The sequence below is a fragment of the Vibrio sp. 2017_1457_13 genome (assembly GCF_030851525.1).
In the GTDB taxonomy this organism is placed as follows: Bacteria; Pseudomonadota; Gammaproteobacteria; order Enterobacterales; family Vibrionaceae; genus Vibrio; species Vibrio metschnikovii.
Genome location: NZ_VHTA01000009.1, coordinates 187,863 through 204,646, shown reverse-complemented (window position 1 = coordinate 204,646; position 16,784 = coordinate 187,863). Strand labels below are relative to the sequence as shown.

Annotated in this window: 14 protein-coding genes; 4 read left to right on the top strand and 10 right to left on the bottom strand. The window is 43.2% G+C overall.

All coding sequences use genetic code 11. The features are described 5' to 3' along the window. Positions 1-71 precede the first annotated feature (71 nt). Positions 72-1,634 carry a murein biosynthesis integral membrane protein MurJ gene (gene murJ, locus FKN88_RS14210; protein WP_161425084.1) on the bottom strand — a complete coding sequence of 521 codons (1,563 nt, stop codon included), beginning with the start codon at positions 1,632-1,634 and terminating at the stop codon, positions 72-74. Between the two features lie 353 nt (positions 1,635-1,987). On the opposite strand from murJ, the gene rpsT reads away from it, so the two are divergent. Continuing rightward, a complete protein-coding gene (gene rpsT, locus FKN88_RS14205) occupies positions 1,988-2,248 on the top strand; it encodes a 30S ribosomal protein S20 (RefSeq protein WP_004394128.1) in 261 nt (86 codons plus the stop codon). Between the two features lie 157 nt (positions 2,249-2,405). Here rpsT and FKN88_RS14200 read toward each other — a convergent pair whose 3' ends face one another. Beyond that, entirely contained in the window at positions 2,406-2,702 is a 297-nt protein-coding gene (locus FKN88_RS14200) for a metalloregulator ArsR/SmtB family transcription factor (protein WP_040903783.1), read from the bottom strand. 305 nt (positions 2,703-3,007) lie between these two features. Beyond that, positions 3,008-3,898, bottom strand: coding sequence for a transcriptional activator NhaR (gene nhaR / locus FKN88_RS14195; protein WP_154170268.1), 891 nt, complete (start codon positions 3,896-3,898; stop codon positions 3,008-3,010). Between the two features lie 360 nt (positions 3,899-4,258). Between nhaR and FKN88_RS14190 the strand changes: the two genes are divergently transcribed. Then, positions 4,259-5,407: a Na/Pi symporter gene (locus tag FKN88_RS14190; protein ID WP_154170266.1), complete on the top strand. Its 1,149-nt coding sequence runs from the start codon at positions 4,259-4,261 to the stop codon at positions 5,405-5,407. Between the two features lie 189 nt (positions 5,408-5,596). Here FKN88_RS14190 and FKN88_RS14185 read toward each other — a convergent pair whose 3' ends face one another. From FKN88_RS14185 to rppH, 5 genes are read right to left on the bottom strand one after another with little or no spacing between them, the layout of a single operon-like run. Then, entirely contained in the window at positions 5,597-6,448 is an 852-nt protein-coding gene (locus tag FKN88_RS14185) for a thymidylate synthase (RefSeq protein WP_306687563.1), read from the bottom strand. After that, the gene (lgt, locus tag FKN88_RS14180) at positions 6,445-7,272 is read right to left on the bottom strand and encodes a prolipoprotein diacylglyceryl transferase (protein WP_004394132.1); all 828 of its coding nucleotides are present in this window, start codon (positions 7,270-7,272) and stop codon (positions 6,445-6,447) included. The genes FKN88_RS14185 and lgt overlap by 4 nt, the downstream gene beginning before the upstream one ends. Positions 7,273-7,302: 30 nt before the next feature. Next, entirely contained in the window at positions 7,303-8,100 is a 798-nt protein-coding gene (locus FKN88_RS14175) for a sulfite exporter TauE/SafE family protein (RefSeq protein ID WP_154170262.1), read from the bottom strand. Between the two features lie 17 nt (positions 8,101-8,117). Beyond that, on the bottom strand, positions 8,118-10,364 hold the full coding sequence (ptsP, locus tag FKN88_RS14170) for a phosphoenolpyruvate--protein phosphotransferase (protein ID WP_306687562.1): 2,247 nt from the start codon (positions 10,362-10,364) through the stop codon (positions 8,118-8,120). Between the two features lies 1 nt (position 10,365). Beyond that, on the bottom strand, positions 10,366-10,884 hold the full coding sequence (gene rppH, locus FKN88_RS14165) for an RNA pyrophosphohydrolase (RefSeq protein ID WP_040903856.1): 519 nt from the start codon (positions 10,882-10,884) through the stop codon (positions 10,366-10,368). A 620-nt stretch (positions 10,885-11,504) separates the two neighbouring features. Between rppH and mutH the strand changes: the two genes are divergently transcribed. Then, positions 11,505-12,173 carry a DNA mismatch repair endonuclease MutH gene (mutH, locus tag FKN88_RS14160; RefSeq protein WP_154170258.1) on the top strand — a complete coding sequence of 223 codons (669 nt, stop codon included), beginning with the start codon at positions 11,505-11,507 and terminating at the stop codon, positions 12,171-12,173. A 238-nt stretch (positions 12,174-12,411) separates the two neighbouring features. Next, entirely contained in the window at positions 12,412-13,446 is a 1,035-nt protein-coding gene (locus FKN88_RS14155; RefSeq protein ID WP_154170256.1) for an NADP(H)-dependent aldo-keto reductase, read from the top strand. Positions 13,447-13,504: 58 nt separating this feature from the next. Here the strand turns inward: FKN88_RS14155 and vpsR are convergent, their stop codons facing one another. Both vpsR and lysS read right to left on the bottom strand, forming a co-directional pair. Then, the gene (gene vpsR / locus FKN88_RS14150; protein ID WP_158144731.1) at positions 13,505-14,833 is read right to left on the bottom strand and encodes a cyclic-di-GMP-binding transcriptional regulator VpsR; all 1,329 of its coding nucleotides are present in this window, start codon (positions 14,831-14,833) and stop codon (positions 13,505-13,507) included. A gap of 399 nt (positions 14,834-15,232) precedes the next feature. Next, a complete protein-coding gene (lysS, locus tag FKN88_RS14145; protein WP_004394138.1) occupies positions 15,233-16,765 on the bottom strand; it encodes a lysine--tRNA ligase in 1,533 nt (510 codons plus the stop codon). Positions 16,766-16,784 lie beyond the last annotated feature (19 nt).

Sequence of the window (16,784 nt, the reverse complement as noted above, 5' to 3'; positions counted from 1 at the left end):
GATTAGAACTGACGATCAGCAGGGCATCTCTAATATGGATGTAAAACCGACGGATTATACCTTAATTGTCATTAATCTGTCGCCGCTTTTAAATCTTTTAAACGTATCCCTAACAATAAGGCAGTTAACAAATAGGCAACCGCTCCGAGTACAATCAACCCACATAAAGTCAATGCTCGTTCAGTTAAACCCCACTTGAGCCAATCGGCCATGGAATCCAACTGCCAATAAATCGCCATGACCATCACAGCACCAGCAATAACTAAACGAGCAATAAATGCTAGCGTTTGGGTCGTCACTTTATACACGCCTTGCTGATGCAATCCACGATAAAGTAGGGCCATATTAATGAATGCCGATAAGGCCGTCGCTGCCGCTAAACCAACATAACCAAAAGGCCAAGCAAAAATCGCATTAAAAATAATATTACTTAGCATAGCTATAATGCCATAACGAACCGGGGTTTTAATGTCTTGTCGTGAGTAATAACCTGGCGCTAAGACTTTAATTAACATAAAGTTTAATAAGCCTGCAGAATAAGCAAACAAAGACAGTGACGCCTGTTGAACATCATGAGCAGAAAACTCACCACGCATAAAAAGCACCATCAACATCGGTTTGGCTAACACCATCAATCCGAGCATCGCCGGAATGCCCAATAAGATGACCATTCTGACTCCCCAATCCATGGTCTGCGCAAAACCGGCTTGATGAGCATCGACATGCTTACGGGATAAAGCGGGTAAAATCACGGTTGCAATAGCGATTCCGAACAAACCAAGCGGAAACTCAAGTAACCGATCGGAATAATAAAGCCAACTGATCGACCCCGTTTGTAAGAAACTGGCAATAAAAGAGTCAAATAGCAGGTTAATTTGGCTAACAGAGACCCCAAAAAGTGCCGGGATCATCAATGTGCGAATTTTAACCACACCGGGATCTTTCCAAGCCCATTTCGGCCTAACTAACATACCTGCTTGGATCAAAAATGGCAGTTGGAATAGAAATTGGACTAAACCGCCCAAAAACACACCTATTGCCAAACCGATTTCTGGTTTAGCGAGATTAGGCGAAATATACCAAGCAGATAAAATCATCATTACATTAAGAAATACCGGCGTAAAAGACGAGACGGCAAATTTTCCTAACGTGTTTAGTACCGCCCCAGAAAGCGCGACAAAGGTAATAAACCATAAATAAGGGAAGGTGATTTTAAGTAATAAGCTGGCCAACTCAAACTTTTCGGCAGCCGGACCTCCCGATAACCAATCTAAAAACCAGCCAGCGCCGAATAGCGCCGTTACAACACCGGAAAACAGCACACCGATTAAAGTCACGATCGTCACTAACAAACCAAGAGTACCAGAGACTTTGGCAATCAACTCTCGTGTTTTCTGTTTGTCCCCCGCTGCATGATATTCCGTTAAGACAGGAACAAAAGCTTGCGAGAAAGCGCCCTCAGCAAATAGACGGCGTAAAAAGTTGGGGATACGATTAGCAAAGAAAAACACATCGGCACTCGCTCCCGCTCCCATTAAATTGGCCACGACAATATCCCGCACCAGTCCCAACACTCGGGAAATAAAGGTCATAGTACTGACAACAATACCAGACTTGAGTAAGCGTTTACTCACAGTAACCTCGAAGAAAAAACCTGAATATAAATACAAAGAATGAGTAGAGCGCATAAACCGCCCTTCTCGCCAACTTACCTGAACAATCACGCTCCCAAGTGAGGGTAACCACTGGATGAAGGATAATATCGCGTAATCTTAAATAAGAATGTCAGGATGAGATCAGATAAGTATTAGCATTGCCCAAAAAATACTGTTAGAATCCACGCCATCTTAACCGTGAAAGCCTTGTGATACCAAACTTGTTTGGTTTAGACGGGTTTTTGCACAAATCATTTGACATTTAAGTGCAAATAAGGGATATTTCCGGCCCTTAAATTGTCACCGAACTAAAGTTTTTGGGAGTTAGACCCTTGGCAAATAACAAATCTGCTAAGAAGCGCGCTATCCAATCTGAAAAACGTCGTCAGCACAATGCTAGCCGTCGTTCAATGATGCGCACTTATATGAAGAAAACAGTTGCTGCAATTGCTGCTGGCGACAAAGAAGCTGCAACTGCTGCGTTTGCTGTAGTTACACCAATCCTTGACCGCATGGCGACTAAAGGCCTTATTCATAAGAATAAAGCAGCTCGTCATAAGTCTCGTTTCTCTGCTGCGATTAAAGCTCTATAATAGAACTTGATATCCATCAGTGATAAAAAAACCGGCTAAGGCCGGTTTTTTATTTATCTAACAACTTTGATTTTTCACTCTGTTGATCATAACAAGATTTTTTGTCATGAGGGCATCGTTTTTCATTTCCATTCAATCAAAGTTGGGGAACATCCTGTCAGCGAGCGCAATATAAACCATGTAAAAGCTCAATCATTGCTTTTACTTCATTACTGCTCAAGGTATAAAATACCGTTTGCGCCTCTTTGCGCGTCTCAACTAAGCCATCCCGTCTTAGCCAAGCTAGGTGTTGTGACAACGCAGACTGACTCAACTCTAACTTGCTGCATAACTCACCAACGGAAAGTTCTTGATTGTGCAACAAGCAAAGAATTTGTAGCCGCCTCTCATTGGCCATGGCTTTTAATAACACCACTGCCTGAGCGGAGTTTTGTTCCATTTGTTCTAGGTTCATGAGCAAGCCCCTTTAAAAATAACAACTTAAACAAACTGACCTTAACGTGCTATCCGACACAGTAAAAGTGAAGCCATTCAGCGTACGCTCAACAACTTATTATTTTGACGATGAGTTATAACTCTTAAGAGACAAATAACACTGCAGTTCGTTTAAATATATCAGCGCATCCAAGATCAGAACGAACCTGCTATGGATTGACCAATCTGACAGATAGTAATCTATTTGTTAACAATAATATACACCAAAACAAATCGAAAAAGCCCTGCACCACGAATTGAGACAAGCGTTCCATTCAAGCGTGATTATTCAAAAAAATGACTAAAATCAGCATCACAGACACTCTTCACTGCGGGGTGCTGGATCATTCTTTCCGCAAAAATCACGTAGTATTCTTCTTTAATTTCTTCTAAACGACTCAGTAAATGTAAAGAACCTTCCTGTTCCATCTCTGAACGTAATAAAAGCGGAGCCATAAAAATCACATCTGGATGATACAAAGCAAACGCCTTCATTAAAGCCGCATCATCAAATTCTCCCAGAATATTCGGCTGCATACCTTGACGATCAAACCACTGCCTCACTTTACGTCCCATCGCCGTACGCCCTCCGGGAAGCAACAATTTACGCTGAGTGAGTACTGCAGGATATTGGCCATGCTCTACCGCACCACTGGAGAAAAAACCCATGTGGCTTTCACCTAATTTTTTGCTGAATAAACCAGGGCTCTGACTCGAATCAACCGGACAATCGGAAAGGATCATATCCAATTTATGCTGAGATAATTGTTCCAGCAGTAACTCATGGGTCGATTCAAAACAACGCAAATGAATCCGATTGTCTTCCGGCACGGTACTCATCAAAATTTTACTGACTAAACGTTTAGAAAGCGCATCTGCAACCCCGACATCGAAGAGCACATTGGAGCGCTGGCTATAATTAACAATATCAAGCATCTCATAGCTGAGTCCAAACATCCGGTCAGCGTATTTAAACACTAACTGCCCCAACTCGGTTGGCTCTATACTGCGACCATTACGCTTAGTTAACTTCCCCGCTAACCTATCCTCTAGCGCTTTTATTTGCCCCGTTACAGTTTGGGGAGTAAGAAAAAGTGCATCAGCCGCTTTAGTAACCGAGCCTTGCTTACAGACCATCCAAAAATAGTAGAGATGATTATAATTAAGATGTGACATGGCATACTCAATCAATATATGGTCCGTCTGTTATAACAAACTCAGTCCTCACCAGCAAACACTTCGGTTTAACCGAAACATTTACTAAAAAATTCTTTGTTTTAACGAATCAAAAAAAACAAACTGTCATCATTCAGACATAAAAAACATCATTTTCTCGACGAAAACACATCCAGATACAAATTCAAAAACTCAATAATATTATCTAGTTAATAAAGAAATAAGACCTTTAACCCCATCGTTTTAACCAAGCGCTGACTTAACCCCTCCTTTGTAATATTACTGAAATATTTGTCATCTAACATCGAGAACAGATTCAACAACAGACCTCAAACAATCATCAGGTCAATGGAGAACCCCATGATAAACCAAGCGACATCCACAGCGGTGCCAAGCTTAGCAATGACACGTTGGCTACGCTGGATTAACTTGGCACTGATGCTCTATCTATTGTTACTCGCCGTAGCAATGGTAGGCAGTGGATTTAAATGGTCAACGGGAGAGCATGCCAAAGCGCTCTTTGCCTTTGCCGCTCACCCTATCGCCGGTTTAATGATTGGCTTAGTCGCCACAGCCTTAATTCAATCATCCAGTACCGTCACCTCAATTATTGTCGGTTTAGTCGCGGGAGGGTTACCCGTTGAGATTGCTATTCCAATGGTCATGGGAGCCAATATTGGTACAACCGTCACCAACACACTGGTTAGCTTAGGCCATGTTCACTGTAAGCATGAGTTTAAACGAGCATTTGCTAGCGCAACCATTCATGATTTTTTCAATTTGCTCGCCGTACTTATTTTCTTACCTTTAGAGATGATGTTTGGGATTTTCGAAAAAATCTCTTATTGGCTAGTATCTCCTCTTATGTCAACGGGTGATATGAGCGTCAAAGGCCTCGATTTTATTGGCCCAGTGACTAAACCTATCGTTAATGGGCTGCAAGACCAGCTTAGCGTATTCGGTAATGTCTGGGGCGGGGTTAGCATGATTGTACTCGGGATCAGTATTATTTTTGTCGCGATACTGATGATGGGTAAATTAATGAAAAAACTGATGGTCGGCCCTGCTCGCGATATTTTGAAAAACGCGATAGGCAAAGGTCCTTTACATGGTATCGCTTCAGGTACCGTCGTTACGGTTTTAGTCCAATCATCCACCACCACCACTACCTTGATCGTGCCTTTGGTTGGCTCAGGGGTATTAAAAGTTCGTGATGTTTATCCTTTCACCCTTGGGGCTAATATTGGAACCTGTATTACCGCTCTTCTAGCCGCAACCGCGGTCTCAGGTGAATTTGCGGTCTTTGCCTTACAAATTGCTCTGGTGCATTTGGTGTTTAATATCAGTGCAACGCTCTTAATCTTTGGCATTCCATTTTTACGTGAGCTTCCACTGAAAGGGGCAGATTGGATTTCAGATCGTGCGGTAAAGAATAAAGCTTCAGTTGCACTCTATTTATTCATGGTCTTTGTTCTTCTTCCTGGATCAGTTCTCACACTGACAACCTAATCCTTAGCACAATCGGCTACGCCAAAATAACAAAGCCGCCAAAGCATAGTGCTTGGCGGCTTTGACGTTATTGTTCATCGACTCATGTTTTAATCAACGGTTCACCAAAACTCATCACGCTTATCTTTAGTGATTGTCTTTCTCGGCGTTGGCTCTTATCTCACGCTACACATAGATAAGAACCCACCACTAGACTGAGAAAGGATATTGAATCGGATCATGATGCTGATAATCAGTCACCGAGAAATCATCAAGGGTTACCCATGTTTCTAAATCTTCCAGTGAACGAATCTCTGGATTAATGTGGAACTTGGCTGCCGGTAATGGGTGGCGCTTTAATTGAACATCACGCATTAATTCCAGTTGGTCTTCATAGATGTGCGCGTTAACAATTTTATGGTAAGCCAAGCCCGGTTTTTTACCGGTAATCTGTGCCATAACTGCCAAAAAAACATACACTTGAACCATGTTAAAGTTTAAACCTAACGGCACATCACAAGAACGCTGAGTACTATTAAGGTACAAGGTATCGCCCAATAACGAGAAATGATGGCTATACATACACGGCCGTAAACAGCCCATGTGAAACTCACCCGGATTGTAAAAATTGAGAATTTCCCCTCTATCGTCAATACCGTGAGTTAAATCATCAACAATTTTTTTCAGTTGATCAATATGACCACCATCAGGCTTAGCCCATGCACGTCCTTGAACTCCATAAACTCGCCCCATATCATCTTCACCTTTACGATAAGGATTGGCGAGCCAAGCCGCGTTCATATTCGCATTCGCATCCCATGTTTTGGTGCCTAGCTGACGAAAATCTGCGGCACTGTCATAACCACGGATATAACCAAGCATTTCGGCAACCGCTGATTTCCAAAAACTCTTTCGTGTCGTGACTAAGGGAAACTGATTATTTGCGACATCGTAAGTGAGATCGGCATTAATCACGGTCAGACAGCGCTTACCGGTTCGTTCGTTCTCAACCCAGATACCTTGATCAACAATTCTCTGGCAAAGGTCTAAATACTGCTTCACTTTACAACCTTACTTTTTTGCGGGCTATCTTGATACATTTGGCGTTGATACGCCCATACCATTAATATCATTCCGAAGATAATCATCGGCGTAGATAGAATTTGTCCCATGGAGATCACATCACCAAACAAACCGAGTTGCACATCCGGTTCGCGAACAAACTCGACAAGGAAACGGAATGTACCATATCCGATCAAAAATAGCCCAGAAACGGCACCTAGAGGACGCGGCTTTTTGATAAACCAATTTAAAATGAAAAACAGTACGATGCCTTCTAAAACCAGTTCATAAAGTTGTGATGGGTGGCGTGGTAATGGCCCACCATTAGGGAAGACAAATGCCCAAGGAACATCGGTCACTCGTCCCCACAGTTCAGAGTTCATGAAGTTACCTAATCTACCCATGCCTAAACCAAATGGTACTAAAGGGGCGACAAAATCAGCAACACCAAAAAAAGTACGTTGCTGACGACGAGCGTACCAGAACATCGCGGTTATCACACCGAGCAAACCACCGTGAAAAGACATTCCACCGGTCCATACTTTAAAAAGGTACAAGGGATCAGCTAAGAAAAGTTCAAAGTTATAGAAAAGAACATAACCAACTCGTCCTCCAATCACGACCCCTAAAAAGCCAGCAAAAAGCAAATCTGAAACCTGCTCACGCGTCCAACCGCTGCCTGGCTTATCGGCTCGGCGATTAGCTAACCACATCGCAAATAAGAAGCCAAATAAATACATCATTCCGTACCAGCGCACAGAAAGTGGACCGATAGAAAACAACACCGGATCAATATTAGGAAAAGTAAGATAGCCTTGAGACATAAAGTAACGTTCTCTGTCTTAGATAAAAAGTTATTGCAACAACATCGTTATTGCTACGAGCATCAGGAAAAAAGCAAAAAAACGTTTTAACGTGACCGTCGGTAATCGTGACGCTAATTTTGCTCCGATCCGAGTAGTCAAAATTGAGGTGGAGGCAATCGCGAATAATGCAGGAAGATACACATAACCTAAGCTGTACTCAGGTAAGTTTTCGACTCGATAACCATGCAAAATAAAACCTAACATCCCTGAAATGGCAATCACCAAACCACACACCGCCGATGAACCCACTGCTTTGCGCATCTCAACGCCGTGGTGATTGAGGAAAGGCACCGTCAATGATCCGCCGCCAATTCCCGCTAACGTAGAAATAATCCCGATCCCATTCCCTGATAATAACGTCACTATTGCCCCCGGCATCGGCCGTGTTGAACGGGCTTGCATCGAAGAACGCACCATCTGCAGCGCGAGAGCTAAAACGATAACACCAAATACTTTAGGTAGATAATGGCTCGGTATCCACTCGGCAACCACTGAGCCTAAAAAGCCACCAGTAAGCACGCCCGGTAGTAACCATTTAACAACAAATAAATCGATATTACCCAGTTTAAGATGATTCAGCGCTGAAGAAATCGAGGTGATGATGATCGTCGCTAAAGAGGTCGCAAGCGCAATATGCATGACGATCTCTGGGCTAATGCCCATTTTCGGTAACAAAAACAATAAGGCAGGAACCACCAACAAGCCACCACCAATGCCCAATAAACCGGCTAACAATCCGACAACCGAACCTAATAGGATCAGCAAAAGAATATACTCAATACCCACAGTTGTGTCCTATTTCTCTATTTTTTACCAGCCCGCACAAATCCAGCGAAGCCTTTCGTTTCAAAATGATCGAGCATCATATTATAAATGTCATGACCGTACGATTGCATCAAGGCTTTGTCCGCCAATAACTGTAATTCACGTCTTGCCGAATGGCGAACCAAATACTTTACTTTAGCTACATTCGACGCATTCATACTCAACGTGGAGTAGCCTAAACCGATGAGTAATAAAGCACCAAAGGGATCTCCCGCTAGCTCACCACAGACACAGACCGGTAAAGAATACTGCTGACAGGTTTGCGAAATTTGTTTCAATGCCATAATCACTGCAGGATGCATTGAATCATAGACATCCGAAACGTGGGTATTGTTCCTATCAACCGCTAAAAGATACTGCGTTAAATCGTTGGTTCCTACTGAAATAAAATCAACTCTCTTAGCGATCAATGGCAATAGATAGAGCATGGAAGGCACTTCAAGCATAATACCGATTTTAGGTCTGACAATGCTGGCATCGACTTTGATCGACTCTTGATAGGCTTGCTCGATAAATCGCCTCGCGTCATCAAGCTCTTTTACGCCAGAAATCATCGGCAACAAAATACGCAAATTATCATGGCCACTACTGGCTCGCAGCATGGCTCGTAATTGAATTAAGAAAATGTCTGGATGATCCAGCGTAAAACGAATACCACGCCAGCCTAAAAAGGGATTATCTTCATCAATGGGTAAATAAGGGAGCGGTTTATCACCACCAATATCTAAGGTCCGCATCACGACTGGCTGCTCGGGGTAACCTTCAAGCACCGCTCGATATTGCTGAATTTGCTCTTCTTCAGAAGGTAAACGCTGTTGGAGTAAAAAAGAAATTTCGGTACGGTAGAGCCCGATGCCATCAATGCCTTGATTAATAGCGATATTCGTATCTGCGCTTAAGCCGGCGTTTAACAGTAACTCTATCTGCACACCATCTTCGGTTAATGCGGGCTCTAAAATTGCTTCATTAACCATTTGTGCCAATTGTCGCTCTTCATAAGCCAGCGCACGATATTCAGCAAGAATAGGCTTACTAGGGGAAATATATAATTTACCACTGTAGCCATCAACAATGCCTTTTTTGCCATTCACTTGCTTTAAGTTCAGTGACACACCCATCACTGCAGGAATACCTAATGCACGGGATAAAATGGCGGCATGTGAATTGGCTGCCCCCTCTAAAGAGACCACGGCCAATAACTTATCTTTTGGTAACCCCGCCAGTATCGATGCGGTAAGCTCTCGTACCACTAAGATAATCGGTTTATCTAACTGCTGCTGTTCATGTTCTGTATTGTAAAGAAAATAGAGTAACCGCTGCCCCAGTTCACGTATGTCTTGTGAACGCTCACGCAAATAAGCATCGGACATACGAGCAAAGCGATTGGAATAGCTTTCGACAACTTGGCGCACCGCCCAGTCAGCGCGATCACCTTTCAGAACTTGCGCTTTCAGATCATTACGCAACATCGGATCATTGAGTAAGTGGGTAAATAAATCGAAAATCGCCAGCGCTTCTTTATTGATATCGTTATCAAGCTTTTTACGTAACTTACGAAAATCATTCAACGCATTTTCAATTGCCCGCGTTAACCAAGCTTGTTCTCTCTCTTTATCTAAGGTTGAGGCGGGAGAGACGTCTGTTAACTGCGGTTGAGAGTCATCCCACCATAACTCACCAATCGCGACTCCCGTTGAAGCAGCGATGCCACTGACAGACTGTTGTTTCTTAGATAACAGCCAGTGTCCTTGCGTTTGTGAGTGGGCAATGATCACCGCTAACTGAGCCGCCAGCGTCACCAAGAAAGAGACTTCCATCTCGCTAAACAGACGGGGCGATTTTTGCTGTACCACCAAAACTCCCAACACTTGTTTACGATAAATGATGGGCGTACCAAGAAAAGAGTGATAAACCTCCTCTCCCAGTTGTTTAAAATATTTAAAATTAGGATGTTGTGACGCTTTAGCAAGGTTAATCGGCTCAGCGGTGCGTTTGACTAAACCCACTAAGCCTTCATCAAAGCCAATATGAATTTTATCGCCTTTGAATTTTAACCCTTGCGTCGCCATTAACTCGAGGCGAGACATCTCTTCATTTGCTAAGTAGACCGTACAACACTCGGTGCTCATCGCTGTGCACGTCTGTTTGACAAAAATATCCAATGCTTGATAAACATCTTCCACTTTTGATACTTGTTCAACAATATCCCTTAGCTGAGAGAGCATGTTATCCCCTACGGTTTTTTCGTTTACCTTTTATTTTACGTTCCTTAAACGGCATGGCTAAAGAGACAAACTCTTTCATTGCTCGCCGATAAACATCACGCTTAAAAGACACAACTTGCCTAACTGGATACCAATAGCTTACCCAGCGCCAACCATCAAATTCAGGGGTACTACCGCGTTGCATGTTGATTTTTGATTCATCACATTCCAGACGCAGTAAGAACCATTTCTGTTTTTGTCCAATACAGACAGGTTGAGAGTCCCATCGCACTAAGCGTTTTGGTAATTTGTATCTTAACCAATGACGACTAGTGGCAATGACTTTGACATCTTTCTTCGTTAAACCAACCTCTTCGTAAAGCTCCCTAAACATTGCTTGTTCGGGAGATTCACCCTCATCAATTCCCCCTTGAGGAAACTGCCATGAGTGTTGTCCATATCGTTTCGCCCAGAATACCTGACCATGGTTGTTACAAATCACAATACCTACATTGAGTCGGTAACCATCGCCATCGATCACTGGCAAACCTCTCATAAAATCTTAATGATGTTGATTTTTCCACATATCCCCAGCAGGAGCAAACGAACTCGTGTGATTCAGGCGAGATTTATTAACGATCAAGAGAAAACTGCATAACTTTCACTCACTCATATAGTTATCAACAACAGAATGAGAGACAGAGCACATTTATTCACGTTTTCTGTGAATAACCATGTGAAGAAAACGAAGAGCTAGGAAAGAAATGCTACATTTAATCCTATCATTAAACCGACAACAAAAAATAAAACGAGAAATAACCCTTAAAAAACAAAAAGATGAAAATAATCAAAATATAATACTTAGAATATCGAGGGAAAGATCAAACGTATAACTACGCCGCTCAAAGATCCATCAAATGTGTGGTTATCCACACTTGAATGAATTTATCAGCCTAACATTGGTTTTTCATCGCTCATATCGCTAGTGAAAACCCTGTTTATTCATACATGAATTAGATAAACCCTAACTATCGACGATTATTTAGGTTCGGTTGTGGATAACTTTTAATGATGATCTTTTCATCACTTCATCGTAAAGAGTCTATTACTCCCAGAAAGGAGTTTTTGTTACACTAGGGCTTTTACTTCAGTGCCTTTCCTATGCCATTAGAACCTAAAAGTGAACAAGAGCTTCTTTATCGAGCACAACACATTGCAGGACTGAGTTTTGCAGAACTTGCTGAGCATGCGCGGATTCCCGTTCCTGCGGATCTAAAAAAAGATAAAGGTTGGGTGGGTCAACTATTAGAGTGGCATTTAGGCGCAAGTGCTGGCAGTAAACCGCAACAAGACTTTGCCGATTTAGGTATCGAGCTAAAAAGCATTCCGATTGGTTATACTGGTAAGCCTCTTGAAACCACCTTTGTGTGCGTCGCACCGTTAACGGGTGTCCAAGGACTGACATGGGAAAATAGTCATGTCCGGCAAAAATTGTCGCGGGTGTTATGGATCCCTGTTCAAGGAGAGCGAGAGATCCCGTTAGCGGAACGTCGAGTAGGATCGCCTTTGATTTGGAGCCCTTCAGCTACAGAAGAAGCACAATTAAAAGCCGATTGGGAAGAATTGATGGAATTTATTGTACTCGGTAGAATTGCTGATATTACCGCAAGACATGGTGAAGTATTACAACTTAGGCCGAAAGCCGCTAATAGCCGAGCATTAACCGAAGCCTATGGCGCCAATGGTCGCCCTATCCGAACGTTGCCACGTGGTTTTTATCTGCGTACTCAATTTACCGCGCAAATACTCCAACAGCATTATCTGTATTAAGCCATGCTCACCAAACTGTCAACGGGTGATCCCTTCTCTTCTACGTTTAAGGTGAAACCCGTTTAAGGTGAAACGGACAGTGACTTTACCCTGTCCCTTGGATTATAGTGGAATCAATCTATTCAGTTTCTATCTCCCGAAATCCTGAGCGTTTACGACAAACGAGGACTTTCCGTCCCTACGGTTTTACGAAGCGCCGACTAGAGGTAAGGGAGCTTAACGGTAACAAGGAAGTACAATGCAATATACAAAATTACCGCATTCAACATTAGAAATAAGCAAAATTTGCTTAGGTACCATGACGTTTGGTGAACAAAATGATCAAGCACAGGCCTTTCAGCAACTGGATTACGCTCTTGAACGTGGCGTCAACTTTATCGACACGGCTGAGATGTATCCTGTCCCACCCAGCGCAAAAACCCAAGGCCTAACCGAAGAGTACATCGGTCGCTGGTTAGAGAAATCTTCGAAACGCGAAAAAGTCGTTCTCGCCACCAAAGTGGCAGGCCCGCGTAGTGTCAGTTATATTCGCGATAAAATGGCTCTGGATCATCGTAATATTCATCAAGCGATCGACGATAGTTTACGTCGCTTAAAAACCGATTATGTCGATCTCTACCAATTGCACTGGCCGCAACGTCAAACCAATACCTTTGGTCTCCTCAATTACCCTTATCCGGAGACTCAAGAAGAGATCACCTTGATCGAAACCTTAGAAGCAATGAACGATTTGGTTCGGATGGGAAAAGTGCGTTATATCGGCGTTTCAAATGAAACTCCTTGGGGATTAATGACGTATCTTCGTCTGGCGGAGAAACACGATTTACCACGCATGGTCTCGATCCAAAACCCTTACAACTTACTGAATCGTAGTTTTGAAGTCGGGCTTTCAGAGATAAGCCACCACGAAGGCGTTAAGTTACTCGCTTACTCTCCATTGGCGTTTGGTGCCTTGAGTGGTAAATATTTACATGGTGCACGCCCTAGCGGTGCACGCTGCTCTTTATACGAACGTTTTCAGCGTTATTTCACACCACAAGGGATAGCCGCGACACAAGCGTATGTCGATTTAGCGCATGAGTTTGATTTGGATCCCGCACAGATGGCGCTGGCTTTTGTTAATCAAAGACCATTTGTCGCTGCTAATATCATTGGGGCAACGACGCTTGAGCAATTAAAAGCCAATATTGATAGCGTAGAGGTTGTGCTGAGCGAAGAGCTGCTTGGTAAGATCAATCAGATTGCGATTCAATACTCAAATCCCTGCCCATAAAGGCGATACGGCACCGTTAGGTTCTTTTTCAGTAGCCTAACGGCTGAGGTGAATAGCACTAAAAAATCGAGTCAGAGAGCAAGCCATGCTTATTCAAGAGACGATACATGGTCGCTCTGGATATGGCCAACTCTCTTGCTGCATGAGTGATTTGCCCTCGATGAGACTCTAACGCTTGCACTAATGCCTCTCGCTCTGAACGCTCTTTAATACTTTTTAACGTCCTTTTACTTTCACGTTTAGGTAGGTCAAGCTGCGTTTCATCAAGCATGATCGAATCAGACATTAATACCATTCGCTTAATTTGATTCATTAACTCACGTACGTTACCCGGCCAATCATATCGCTCCATACTTTGTAGCGCCTGTTCAGAAAAGCTGCGGGCTTGCGCGTTGTACTCTTTAGAGTACTCCTTTAAAAAATGGCCAGCAAACAGTGCAATATCACTTGCTCGCTCTCGCAAGCTAGGCACATTAATCCGCAGTACATTGATGTAATGATAAAGCTCTTCATTAAAATCACCATCAATCAAGGCTTTTTCAATATCAGTCGTATGGGTGGCTAGAATTCTGACATCCACCGCCTTTGCACCAATTGACGCCGGTAAGGTCCCTTGTTGGAAAAAATGCAATAAGTTGAGCTGTTGTCGTTTCGGTAGGGCCAGGATGTCATTGAGTAATAGTGTCCCCTGATGAGCTTTCGCTAATAAAGGGGGGATTGAATCGGGATGTCCAATACCAAATAACTCGGCTTCAAGTTGATGCTCGGGTATCGCTCGGCAATTAACACTGACAAAAGGTTGATGAGCGCGAGACGAGGTATTATGAATGGCTCTGGCGACCCTTTCTTTACCGACTCCATTTTCGCCGGAGATAAGAATACTGACATCCGTTGGCGCGATGCGTTTAATTTGATCGCGTAGCCGTTTAATTGGCAGTGATTCCCCCAATAAGTCCATTTGGTTATTAATACCGTAGTTCGGCCATACTTTTTTTTCTAATTGCAACATACCCAATTGATGGCCAATGGTGCTCAGTAATTGAGCATCAGGGATTGGCGCGGTAAAAAAATCGATACAGAAATTGACGATAAACTGGCAAATCGTATCAGAGCTGAGTTGAGACTCACGAATGAATGCCAACCAACGAACCTGCTTATGGCTACTCACCAAATTAGCGATGCCATTTAAGCTAAATTCATCATGGCTAAGATCAACAATACCAATGCATGGCCCAGTATTCGTAAATTGTTGGTCTGCTTTACGCAAATCAGCACATTGCATGCAACGCCATCCGGCCTTTTCTAAAACGGTTAACCACGGTTCGTAGCTGCCCCCAACGACAATCAGCGAACCGGGAACACAATCCATCCGAAATTGAGTGCCCATCAACAGGTTTCCTTATGAGTATTATTGTTATACAGCGCTGAATTGATTGATACCCATACAGCTTGGAGATACAGTCGGCAACCAAAACGGGCTTGGTCCACCTCTCAATACCACTAACGATGACAAAAAGCCCCGCTTAACCAATCGGATTAGCGCACCAATTGGCCAAAAAGCAAAGATCGTTTTCGCTACCTTAGCGGTACTCTAAAATAGAATCTATCTCACGAGTAAGACTATAGGAAATATCACCCATAAACGAAGGGGGAATGACGGTTTTTTTGATCGCACGGCCTTTATTACACCAATCCATTACTCGTTAATCCCATCGTCAATGCATCTTCCCCAGTATCAAGCATAAAAAAACCGCCTCGTGGGCGGTTTTCAAATCATCATCAACCATTACTGCTGTGGACGCATCGCTGGGAATAAAATAACGTCACGAATCGTATGCGTATTGGTCAATAGCATCACTAAACGGTCAATACCAATTCCTTGACCTGCCGTCGGCGGCAAACCATGCTCAAGCGCAGTAATATAATCTGCGTCGTAGAACATCGCTTCATCATCACCAGACTCTTTCGCTTCAACTTGTGATTTAAAGCGTGCATCTTGATCTTCAGCATCATTCAGTTCTGAGAAGCCGTTTGCCACTTCACGACCGCCAATGAAAAACTCAAAGCGATCAGTAAAGAATGGATTATCATCACTACGACGAGCCAATGGTGAGATATCTGCTGGATAGCCAGTAATGAATGTCGGCTGCATCAGTTTCGGCTCTGCGGTTTCACCAAAAATCTCTTCAAGAAGCTGGCCGCAAGTCCAGAAAGGTTCGACATCAACATGAACCGATTTGGCAATCGACACCATAAGATCACGATTTTGCAGATCATCTTCGGTTAATGCTTGAATTTGCGCATGCTGAGGATTGTAGTGCTTGATGGCTTCAAACATGCTCATGCGAGCGTATTTACCACCAAATTCCACGGTTTCATCACCATAAGGCATCGACGTTGAGCCGAGGACTTCAAGCGCAACCGTACTCAGTAGTTCTTCAGTGAAATCCATCAAATCTTTATAATCTGCATACGCCATATAGAATTCCATCATGGTGAATTCTGGGTTATGACGCGGCGACAAACCTTCGTTACGGAAGTTGCGGTTGATTTCAAAAACGCGATCAAAGCCACCGACAACCAAACGTTTTAAGTAAAGCTCTGGCGCAATACGTAAATACATCGGCATATCAAGCGCGTTATGATGGGTGATAAATGGACGTGCACTGGCACCACCAGGGATGACATGCATCATCGGGGTTTCGACTTCCATAAACTGTTTTGAAGTCATGAAATTACGAATCGCTGACATCACTTTAGAGCGGATGACAAACGCTTGACGAGAATCTTCATTGACTATCAAATCAACGTAACGTTGACGATAACGCATCTCTTGATCGGTTAAACCATGGAACTTTTCAGGTAATGGACGCAGCGCTTTAGTGAGCAGTTCATACTGCTCAATATTCACGTAAAGATCGCCTTTACCAGACTTATGCAAAGCGCCTTTTACACCAATAATGTCACCAATATCAAGTCCTTGATATTTTTCTTTTAGCTCAGCTTGTACCGTTTTATCAGCATAAGCTTGAATACGACCAGACGTCTCTTGAATCACTAAAAAAGGACCACGCTTAGCCATCACTCGACCCGCGATGGAAACAACATGATTGAGTGCTTCCAGTTCTTCTTTGCTCTTCTCACCGAACTCTGCTTGTAGATCACCCGCTAAGCTATCACGACGAAAGTCATTCGGGTGACCGTTCGCCTTACAACTTTTACGGATGTGCTCTAACTTACTACGACGCTCTGCAATTAGTTTGTTTTCTTCTTGCGCGATTTGCTCTTGATTCGTTTCGTTTTGAACAGCATCAGTCATTTTGCATGTACCTTGTTTT